Here is an 11,013-nt window from a genome sequence, read left to right as displayed (position 1 = left end):
CAACCGGCGCCCGCATCAGGCGCTGGGCATGAAAACACCCGCTAAGGCATTTGCATTAGCGGCTTGAGTTGAGCAGGAATCGCTGGGTCATTACACACCGACCTAATCAGTTGATATTTCACTTCGCGGTACCAAGGGCAGCTGCTTAATTTTAGGCCGGTTACCCATTTTGAACGAATAACCAACAGCGGGTACGATAATGAAACAAATAAAAGAGATTTATGATGCAATGTTGCGGCTGTCATCTATTGGATGCGTGGAGTATCAATACGACGCACTCGGACACCTATTCGGTTTCGGGGAAATTCATTATTTGGTAGAAGTGAATGACCTTTTTCTTATAGCATGGGCGAACAATGACACCGGCACAATGGTTGTAAACCCCATCACACGCTTCGAGCTGGATGAGCTTGAAGAGTTAAGTACGAAGGAAGCTTGGACGGTCCTTCACGTGCCGATTAAATTAACCGAGGGCATTCGATTTCGTGTTATCGACGCCGACGAATTATGCGAGGTATACCGCAGTACGGAAAAACGATTACGCGCCTATGAAGCATCTCTAAACTAGAATTTGGAACTTTGACGGAGGTGTCAGTGCTTCTCGCCCAGGTTACTCAATTTGACTATACTGCCAACATAGGCATCGGCTTATAGCCGGTCAACGGACATCTGGATTGGAAGCAGGAAGATAAATGATTGTTACTCAAAATGCAATGAACCCTGCAGCAATCCGAAATGCTATTGCTGACTTGATCCCGAATGATGCTTCCGACATGCGATTGGCATCAGCCTACATGACACGAAGCGGCTGTAATCTATTGCTGGATGCAGTTTATGATTCAGTGGGGCGCGATGCATTTCAGTTAATGCCAAAATTGATCTTAACGTCCTTCGATTTTGGGCTAACAGAGCCACAGGCATTGCGTATATGGCAAGGCACACCAAATACTACCATCCTCGTTTCAGGTTTTGAACGGCTACAACAAAGAGTATTGGCTCCTGTTCGCGCATTTCATCCAAAGCTCTACTCGTTCGGATGGGGTAACGGATGGAGCTGCAATGCTCTGATCGGATCAGCGAATCTTACCGGGAGGGGATTCAGCGTGAACACCGAGGTAGCCTCCGCTCAATGGGGAGTGCCGCGCGGGGAGATTGATGCTGCTTTTGCGACAATGTCGTCGGGTTCAACTATCTTGACTGACCAATTGTTAGCGGACTATGAGGTAGTGCGTCAATACCAACGACCACCTGAAGGAATAGCCCAGGAAATTGAAGCAGTCCCTCAACCTCCAGCTCCTGTAGCAGGAACTCTCGCTCTCTTCAGGCAAGCTATTGAGAGCGGAGCTGTTGACCCGGCAAGGTTCAGTTCGATGTGGCTACAAGGCGAAGCATTACAGGGCGGATCCCATAATCAACTCGAATTGCCACGAGGCGGGCATCGCTTTTTTGGATTTCATTTCAATCAATATGACTATCCACATAATTTGCATATCGGCACCCCCGTCCTTCGGAGCGGTCAGAAAGCCTGGCATGACAGGCCGTTAACTTGGCATGGAAATAACCGTATGGAGAGAATTAATTTGCCCACTCTCTATCAGGGCGGTTTTAACTATGTCGGAACCGCAGTAATGTTTCGGCGTCTCATGGATGGATCCTTCGAGTTGATCGTAACCCCATGGGACTCTGACCTGGCTCGGTCATGGAGAATTGCCTCCTCGGAAAGGCACACCCTTTTCCGTTTGGGGGCAATAGCCACGAGCAGGATTGTGGGTTTAATCTAAGAACTCATTTGTCTTGTCAACGTACACGTCCCGGGTTGCGGCCTCATAAATACCCCAAGACGGAAGGGCCTCTAGCGCGACGCGGATCTTTTTCCGCCGAGTGATCATGTGCATCTCGGGCGTGAGTAAGGGAACGATGTCTGCCTTCGTTCTGCGGGAAGACCACTCACTAAGTAGCTTTTTAGCCGCAACGACCACTGCAACGTGCTGCGATGATGAAGGATCGAAGATGGGGGTGCGGTCGAATGCAAGCTTATGGATGTGCCGCTCGCCAAACGCGCCGCGAGGTTGATGGGCCACGATCACATCGACCACCGCAGGGCTGTTGATCAGCGCTGTGATATAAATGGCTTCATCCTCGCTCGACACCCGTCCCCAATAAAGCGTCTGGTCTATGATAGTTTTCGAACACGGAATCTGATCGCCCCGAACGTAGGCTGCACACGGAAGCTTGCCGCCAGCCGACGCGAACACCAAGTAGTCTTGGCCGGTCCAAGCTTGATTCGTGAGTTTCTTGCGGTCCGTATCGACCCTTGTAAAGAATTCGCCAATTGTCTCGTTGTTGGCTGCCAATGCATTTTTAATAGCACCCGCCGTAGAAACGCCTAGCGCCGCGATACCAGGTCCCGTGCGCGCTTCCCAACCGTTCTCGTCCCACTTAAACGGAAGCAACGCCTTAGAACCGGAGGCTAGCTCCCAAGGTGCCAAGTGCTTTGAGAGAAGCGCATCGAACATTACATGGTCACTAACGCCACTAGCGTTGAGCGTAAAGTTGGCAAGAACTTTACCTTCCGAGCGTAAAAAATACAGCGGGGAGCCTGGGAAGATGGGACCAAGATCCCACGATGGCCCGACCTTCTTAACATCGTGAAAAATGAGGCCACGTGGCATAACATCCGCGCCTTGCCGAAACAAAGGCCCCACCGAATTTGCAGTCTTCATTTTCACGGCAGCCGTGACAGGAGGTGCAGCAGTCCAGGCAGTTCTGCCATTTGACGACACGACATGGAGTTCCGTTTTAGTTTCGGACAAACGACTAACTTGGCGGCCGATGAATTTAGCAGGCGGAGCCTTGGGTCGCGCTTTACACCCAAATAACACAATCGCTTCGTTCTTGAACGTCTGCCTCTCGACCTTCCAGATTTCCTTTGGGTCAAAAGTGACAGGGCGGCGTGCAGACAAATATCCAGCGGACCGGAATGGCTCGTGGTGCGAGCCATTAAGCACCGTATCTGGCAATATGCACGCAACCACCGCGCCTGGGGCAAGATAACGGTCGATGGCGTGAAGCAAAAAGATTGTTGCTATTTCTACGTGTAGGTGAGACGAACCAGGTGCCTTGATCCCATAAACGTCTGCCTTCGCCTTCAGCGCATCACGATAAGGATTGCTTCCAATGCGACTCAAAGCAAGCCACGGTGGATTGGTAACTAATCCATTAAAGCGACCTGCAACTAAGGCCGGGCGGAATGCATTTCTAAGAACGAAAGCCCAGATGCCGTTTCTGCCTGCCCGTTGTAGCACTTCGAGCGCACGTAGCAATTGACTCGAAAAAAGAACGGCAAGCATTCGCTCGTCGGCAGTCAAGACAGCTCCCGTATCTGCCGAAACGGCGTCCACCATGACCTCAATGTCGAAGTCGTTTAGAGTCGTATTAGCCTCTGCGGCACTACTCATGGCCATTTCGTAACCGCGAGAGAGAAGTGCATCAAATAACGCCTGGCGCTTCGATTCGATCAAGAATTGAGGAAGCTCCACTTCTTCCGTGTCGAGTCTTAACTTTCGCTGTTCTTCACCAGATGCGCTGAAGACTTTCGTGATCGGCGTATTTGCGAAGAGTGAGTCTGCGTGATAAACGGGAATCTGAGCTTCGTGACCTGGAACGAGCCAAGATTTGCAGGCTATGACCCACCCCACTTTCGCCAGCATTACCGCCAGCGGGTCAATATCAAAGGCAGTGATCGCAGCGGCTAACTCGCTCAAGGCAGCCGGCTCTCCTGGCTTCGCGCCAGCTGCTAGCAGCCTTGCTTGCGCCCCCTTTACTGTTTCTACAACTATCGCGCCTGATCCGCAGCACATATCTAGAAATCTCGGCTGCTGATCTGCTGGAGTCTTCGATAGTGCAAACTCTACGAGTTTAGCTGCTAGCCATGCGGGCGTCCATTCTTGGCCGAGGAGCAGGCGCTGTGAACGCGCCGCTAGCTGCGCCATAAGCGCGCCGAACAAGTCCTCGGTGGTAGACGATTCGAAATCGTAAGCACGAAGATCTTCCTGAATATCGCGAGCAGCTGCGACCAAGTTAGATACATATGGACTTGCGTTTAGCCAACCAAAATAATCATATTCAACGAGATTTGGCAGCCCTTTCGCTTTGAAAAAAGAACCATCAAGAATCGAATGTAGCTCGGTGTCGTCGCTGACGAGTCCTTTTCCGCTGAGCACGTTGGCACAAATCAGCTTTGAAAGGGTCAGAATGTAAAGCTCACCAACGTACGTTGGCCTGTCGAACTGGCCAGCGGCGCTTTCCCCCCCTAGATAGGAGACGAAGTCCGTCCACAACTTAGTAATCAATCCTGCGTACGCTGGGTCACTGACAAATGCGGTGTCCACCAGGTCGTTAATCGGCACAAGGTGAGATTGACAAAATGGGCTATCGAAACCTAGGTCTTTGGCAAGTGTATGAGCTGCAAGTAATCGCCCACCTTCGCGCCCGAGGTATCGCACAAGGAATTGGCCTAGCCTTTTTGCGTCAATAACGCTAGCTGCCGACAAGTCGCAAGATTCAATCTCTGTAAGTTCGATGTGTTCTGGCCCGTATGTCGTGGCGCCGGCAACGGCAGAAACTTCCTTGACGTTAGATATGCCGAATGCGTACCAGCGAACGGTATCAGAGAGCACGCCAACTAAGAGATCTGAAGGAGTTCCTTCGTTGAGCCGCGCGGCGCAATATTGCTTGACCTGATGCAGGCCATGGTTGAACGTCCCCTGTACGCGAAGATCTCGCTCATATTCGATTACGGTAGAGCCGACAAGGACATCAACGAATCCATATTTTTTGGCACCGAACTCGTAAAACTTGGCAAGCGATTCTGTTCCGGTGACATGGGATTTGATCCACCAAGGCTGCTCGGGAAACATCGCAGGGAGCCTTGCCGAAAGGGCGTGGCGCAGTACATCCTCCGCCCTGCCATCGGAGATGAGGCGGGCGGCCTCATTTAGAAACTCCCTACCTTGAGCCTCAATATACGTCGTCGCCATTACTTTCGCCTTTTTTTCCATTATGTTTCGCACGCCGCGTTTGTCCAGCACGCAAGATATTATTGAGTTCCTCCGTTTCCGCTTCACCGCATCCCAACCCTTGTGCGATTACGTCGTCTACGGCCGCCAACATCCTCTGCGCGTCGTCTTCCTTTGCTAGTTTCTCACCGAGCTCCGAGAGCTTACGAATCTGTTCTGGACCAAGGGGTGGAACGGGCAAGCGGCGCAGATGTGCTGCCTCCACTTTCAACGCTCCACCGCCCATAACAGCTCCCGAGTGTTCAATTACCGCCTGCGCCCAAGTGCTGTTCATGAAAGCAAGAAGAGCAGTGGCCGTCCAACACGACTTTTGCGCAATCCACATAGTCGAAAAATTCGCGTCAATGAGGCATTCTCGACCTCCGTTGAGGTAAGCCCTTGGCGTCGCAGAGTTCACGCGTGCGATCAGGACATCAGGGAAATGCCGGGCGGCGAAATCTGGAAGCATATACCAATGGCGAGCAGGCGCTCCGTGAGACGCTGACCGGATATTTGGAGAGACCGCAGTGAGTTCCCATACCTTTTTCGGCTTCTCAGCAGTTCCGAAATTCACGCCTGCCGCCACATTGACAACCTTGGCTATCTCATCTGGCATGGGCTTATAGGGTGCAGAGAGCAGATCCGTTGCAACCATGTCCTGGGGAAGCGCGTAACCCCGTAGATCCAGTGCCCAACCTTTTACGGTAGCAGTTGACACCACGAAGCCATCCGGCAGCTCCGATTGACGACGTAACACAGGCCTCGCAATACTAAGCGGGGCTTTGGCAATTAATCCTGCTAACGGCCCCAAAAACGAAAGCTCAATGTGGTCTCCGAGATGTTTGCCATCGGCGTAGAAAAAACCATTGGCACCAGTCCTTAAACCCTGTCCGACAGTAACTCCCTGGGTATCGAATCTTTGAAAGGATGCCGCAAGTCCGCACCGTGCGAGCCAATCGTGAATTTCGTGAGGAACGTAGACCGCGTCCGATGGTTGAGTATTGGATTCTCTCAGGGCCTCGAACCATTTCTGGCGCGAAGCCGCAGCGATTACGTTGTTGCAAACCTGCTTTAGAGGTACAGGCCGCGCGCGCACGAGGCCTGTCGAATAACTCGAGGCACTACAAAGCCAACCTCGCGCTTGCTTGGCAAAGGCTGCTTCAGGATCTGTCTGATATGTCATGCGTCCGATGGGACTCTCTTCGTTTCCCGCATCCGCCGAGACAGAGATATGACAATAGGCGGAATTCTCAGTCAGCGAAAGCGCAGAGGCCCGGCGCTTCACTCGCTTAGCGATGATCAACGTTGTCTTTACCTGTGCTTCATCAAACCAAGATGCATGTTCATCCTCTACAACGAACTCAACATCGAACCAACGCAAGAGGATATAGTGCACGATAGTTGCGTAGTCACGGCTAAGCCACGACTCGGGCGCGACGAGGGCGAGCCGACCTCCTTCTTTCACCAAGGCTGCGCAAAGAATCCAAGATGGCACAGCCAAGTCGGATAACCCAGAGTAGCCAGCGACCAGATGGGCGAAAAGTCGCTTGTCCTCCGCGTCCAGTGCTGGCAGCAGATCGAGCGTCCGAAGTAAACTTGCGCGAACTTGCATTGCTGACGGCAACGTGTGGCCGTCGTCCGTATTTTCTGAAAGGTTTTGATAGCGGACATAAGGAGGGTTCGCGATCACTAAGTCCCATGAATATGCCGGTAGCCGTCCAATAACATCCGGGTTGAACGCGCTACCAAGCACGAAATGAGCCTCAGGCAAGCGAGTGGCGCTTACGTCAAGAGCTGCCTTATCAATTTCTATACCGGCCAACAATTTCGGTTTCGAGTTGATCTCCAAACACGATGCTAGCAAGTCTCCCGAGCCCACCATCGGATCGACGATGCTTTGGGCCGTTTCGGCATGAGCCAGGGCGGCGAGAAGTCGCCCCAGTCCAACACCGGTGAAGTATTGTCCCAACCGCTTACGCCGTTCCATATCAGCGGTTCGGGATAACGGAGATCGGGTACTGCGAGCCTGCTTCATAGAACGCCGAATCCTTCGTTTCGTCGTTCTTGTGCTTGCGCGAGTTCGTAAAAAGTCCTGGCGTCTATGTCCACGTTCCGACCAAGTTCTAGGCAACGGCCTACGAACTGCGAATAGAGTCGCTGAGGATCCAACTGAGTACCGTTGCTCAACGACCGAATCACCTCAGCAGCTATTTCCGAACTGGATCTGGTTGTCGTGACTTTGGCGGTGCGTTTCGACAACAGCAATAGTGGGTCGCCCTTCACCGAGACCGTTGCCACAATCTGCTTGAAGCTAGCTTGAATCTTATCGAGCACATTCGCGGCTTCCACCGCGAAACCCGCCTCTGTGTACGCCAGTGCTAGTGCTCGCCAGATTTCCGAATGGGCCGAGTGGAAAACAACCGTGGCGACTCCCTTAGGTTTTAGCACTCGCGCTAACTCTTTGAAGACCGAACCCATCATCGCACCATATTCGGTAACACTCTTTGCTTGAGATGGACTGACGATCACTTCACGCGAACGATCAGTAGACCGTCCAAGCCAGATCTCGTTTATCTGGTTGATTTCAGCGTAAGGGATGTAGTCGCCAAAAGGAGGGTCGGTAAAAATATAGTCCACGGAAGCGGCCTCGAGAGGCATTGCTTCGCTACTCACGTTGTGAACCGTCACACGACTTTGACTACCGTGCAGCAGCTTGAATGAGTCGATAAATGCCTTTGATTTGCGTCGAACGCCCTCTATGATATTTTTCTCGACGGGCAAGCCGCTTATGTAAAGCACTCCGCTTTGGGCGCTAGTCAGTACAAAGTCGCTCTGCCCTTTCTTCAGTACGACGCGGGTCATAAGTGTCGAGTGGCTAGCGTTGTAGCTCAAAACAAGGAGGCGCAATGCCTCACGCACACTTTCGGGGAATTCGTTAACGAGCTCCATAAGTGTAGCTATCGCGATGAAGTTACGCTTGGTGTAGAAGTGATGGAGTTTCTCGATACCCAAGTGATAACCAGCGCGGTGGAGTTCCCCCCACTGAATCTCGGCATTGGGAGCAGATTTTGGTGGCTTCACCTTGCCTATCCGTATGAGTAGCGCACGATCTTCGTCGGTCGGAGGACGCTGCCATTTGGACTTCCCACAACGACCGTGAACACGCGCAAGAACTCGCTTCTTCGTGAGCTGCTCGCGTCCGAACGCGTCCAAAATAGTTTCGGTGACGCGTTCGCAAGCTTTAATAACTACTTGCTTGCGACATCCGGCGCAGTGATAAGACTCAGACATCTCCAAAGGCTGCGTCTTCACGCTAGCCTCCCAAAGCGATGTCTCCGTCAAACAGTGAGGACAAACTAACACCTCCGACCATATAGCATGGCGAAGTGTTCCCATGCGACCAGTAGCGTCCTTCGCCTCATAAAGCCAGCTAAGCTTGGCCTCTGCTCGCGCACAAAGCTCATCGACAGCGGTCGCAAACTCGTCTGGACTTGGAGGACAGCACATGGTCTGGGATACAAACGAGCCTAGCGTACCGATCTCAAAGAGCTGTGCTTGACGCGGCCCCCATTTTGGACTGGCGCCCAAGCTCTCAGCAATCCTCTTCATCTCAGATGTAGGCCGATCGCACAGCAGCACTGCGAGCCCCGTTGTGCCACTGCCAGCGAACGCGTCTAGGACGGTTGCGCCAGGCGCAGTATGGCAGGCGATATATACCGCAATCGCCTCTGGCGAAATCTTTGTGGGATAGGAAAAAGCGTTGTAGAGGGGTCCGGTACGTGTCGATGGTAGCGGGGCGTTATATAGCTTAATAATTGAGCCCACGGATGTTAGTTTCTTAGTCGTGACGGGTTCAGGGGCAACGTTATAGCTGGCCATTTCTAGGTCGATGTTCATATTCGCTCAGTCGGCAGAATTTGTCGCGCGAGTCCCGAGCGCAGAGCGCTGAATCGGTACTTCGATATCATTGGCGTCGCAGTAGTTCGCGACCAAGACTTCGAGCATGTTGACCATGCTGCGTTGCTCATGCTCAGCAGCCGCTTTCAATGCCTGCTTGAAGGAAGGTGAAACCCGCAGGTTTAGCGTGTCGCTCTTTGTGTCGTCGAATCTCATAGTGCCACGCAATTGTCTGTGCAGTTGCGTTATTATAGCCGGGTGGTAGAGCAAATTGTTAGTCAACGTCCAGAATTACTGCTCGAATATGATGGGAACAAGAATGTACTGATGACGAATTCAAAGGCAGCTATCTGCGCGATATGATTTGTCAGCATCACGATCAAGCCGGGTCGCTTGGTGACCCTTTCTTCTCCTTGTGACAAACTGCGCAGCAGCACTAGCAGGTACAGCAGCGGTACATCTCTAAGTTCTCATTGACTTCGCAAAATTACGCTAAGTTACTGATGTTAAAGTACTTTCCCGTACGCTCAACTACGGTATAATTCGCTTAATATTCAAAGACATACAGTCTTCTCAGCTAATTTGTAATCATCAGGTGGCCAGTTCGAAACCGGCAGCCGGCACCAATAATAAAAACAAGGGCTTACAGCGATGTAAGCCCTTTTCATTTCGCGACATGTCAACCAACTGTCAACGCGGTGCCTATACGAGACCAGTACCGGAAGATAGCCTTCATTAGAGCATCACTGGTAACGTTGGCAATTCTATAGACAGCCGCAACGGCCAGCACAACATGAGTGACGAAACCAAGTCCGCGCCCAAACAATTTTCGCTCTTTGACGTTGAGCCTGCGGCACTGAATGAGAACGCGAGCCCTGCAACTCCGCCCTCAGGGCGATTTAGCAATTTCATAGTATACGTCGATGAAAGTGGCGATCACGGCGTGCAATCCCTCGACTCGAATTATCCTGTCTTTGTGCTCGCTTTCTGCGTCTTTTACAAACGGCACTACAGTGAAAAAATAATTCCCGCCCTACACAAGTTCAAGTTCAACCATTTTGGCCACGACTCGGTCGTGCTACACGAACATGAGATCAGAAAAGAAAAAGGCGAATTCAAATTTCAGAGCCGGACACATAAGCACCAGTTCCTTTCAGAGCTAACCGACATCATCGAAGCGAGCAACTTCATTCTGATAAGCTGCGTGATCGACAAAGTAAAGCTCCGAGACAAAGGCGATACGAACAATCCATACCATATCGCACTCGGATTTTGCCTCGAAACATTGCACGAACTGATGCAGGAGAAGAAGCAAGATGGCGCGGAGACCCACATCGTGGTTGAATGCAGAGGAAAAAAGGAAGACAACGAGCTCGAACTTGAGTTCCGTCGGATGTGTGACGGTGCGAACAAGTTCGGAGCGAAGCTGCCATTCAGTATAGTTTTCGCCGATAAGAAAGTTGACTCACCAGGATTACAATTGGCCGACCTCGTTGCACGACCTGTCGGAGTGAACTACCTGCGACCAACGCAAGAAAATCGCGCCTTCGAAGTCTTGAAACGAAAATTCTTCTGCAGTGGGGGGCGTGAAAACCTTGGTGAAGGTTTCGAGAACTGGGGTCTGAAAGTTTTTCCTCCCCCAGAAAGCGAAAAGCCCCGATGAATCTCACCGAGGCTTAGACGCCGACCGGGTACTCCCAGTCCACTTGCGCCCAAGTATAAGCAACGCTAATCAGAATAGCAAGCAAAAAAGTGCTACAAAAAGCTCACAGAATGGGTTCACTTGTTCACAAGCGTAAATTTGAGTGACCGTTTAGCACACTTTTGACATTACTTCCTGAGTAGCATCTAAATCGTGGAATAAAAAACGTTTTAGGAATTTGCACCTAAACTTCGGAGGCGAGTCAACGGATTCAACATTTTGGCCTCTTGCAGGTGATCCGAACTGAGGTGCGCGTTTGAAGATGTGTAATGACCCAGTGAATTCCTGCTCAGGTGATAATACTGAAAGGACATCACGTGAGCATGGTTATGGAAGAGGAAGTTAAACGTTGGACTG

General features: G+C 51.6%; 7 protein-coding genes and 1 pseudogene. 3 read left to right on the top strand and 5 right to left on the bottom strand.

Annotation, left to right across the window (positions count from 1 at the left end; genetic code table 11):
* The first annotated feature begins 199 nt into the window (after positions 1-199).
* Both FHW83_RS30260 and FHW83_RS30255 read left to right on the top strand, forming a co-directional pair.
* Positions 200-568 (top strand): hypothetical protein, encoded by a 369-nt coding sequence (locus FHW83_RS30260; protein ID WP_176650080.1) that lies wholly within the window; start codon positions 200-202, stop codon positions 566-568.
* A 124-nt stretch (positions 569-692) separates the two neighbouring features.
* Positions 693-1,781, top strand: a complete 1,089-nt coding sequence (locus FHW83_RS30255) for a phospholipase D family protein (RefSeq protein ID WP_176650079.1) — start codon at positions 693-695, stop codon at positions 1,779-1,781.
* On the opposite strand, the gene FHW83_RS30250 is transcribed toward FHW83_RS30255, so the two are convergent.
* The 5 genes and pseudogenes from FHW83_RS30250 to FHW83_RS30235 form a co-directional block, all read right to left on the bottom strand.
* Positions 1,773-5,090, bottom strand: coding sequence for a hypothetical protein (locus FHW83_RS30250; RefSeq protein WP_218106501.1), 3,318 nt, complete (start codon positions 5,088-5,090; stop codon positions 1,773-1,775). The two genes, FHW83_RS30255 and FHW83_RS30250, sit on opposite strands and share 9 nt — an antisense overlap.
* Positions 5,020-7,044: an N-6 DNA methylase gene (locus tag FHW83_RS30245; protein WP_218106500.1), complete on the bottom strand. Its 2,025-nt coding sequence runs from the start codon at positions 7,042-7,044 to the stop codon at positions 5,020-5,022. The genes FHW83_RS30250 and FHW83_RS30245 overlap by 71 nt, the downstream gene beginning before the upstream one ends.
* A 44-nt stretch (positions 7,045-7,088) precedes the next feature.
* Positions 7,089-8,369 carry a hypothetical protein gene (locus tag FHW83_RS30240; protein WP_229224429.1) on the bottom strand — a complete coding sequence of 427 codons (1,281 nt, stop codon included), beginning with the start codon at positions 8,367-8,369 and terminating at the stop codon, positions 7,089-7,091.
* 321 nt (positions 8,370-8,690) lie between these two features.
* A pseudogene (locus tag FHW83_RS31435) lies at positions 8,691-8,936 on the bottom strand (DNA methyltransferase); the annotation flags it as partial.
* Positions 8,937-8,960: 24 nt separating this feature from the next.
* Positions 8,961-9,170: a hypothetical protein gene (locus tag FHW83_RS30235; RefSeq protein ID WP_176650076.1), complete on the bottom strand. Its 210-nt coding sequence runs from the start codon at positions 9,168-9,170 to the stop codon at positions 8,961-8,963.
* 577 nt (positions 9,171-9,747) lie between these two features.
* On the opposite strand from FHW83_RS30235, the gene FHW83_RS30230 reads away from it, so the two are divergent.
* Entirely contained in the window at positions 9,748-10,617 is an 870-nt protein-coding gene (locus FHW83_RS30230) for a DUF3800 domain-containing protein (RefSeq protein ID WP_176650075.1), read from the top strand.
* The last annotated feature ends 396 nt before the right edge of the window (positions 10,618-11,013 follow it).

Source organism: Duganella sp. SG902 (genome assembly GCF_013376005.1).
In the GTDB taxonomy this organism is placed as follows: domain Bacteria; phylum Pseudomonadota; class Gammaproteobacteria; order Burkholderiales; family Burkholderiaceae_D; genus Rugamonas.
The sequence above is the reverse complement of the archived record's forward strand: the minus strand, read 5'-3'. Positions and strand labels throughout refer to the sequence as shown.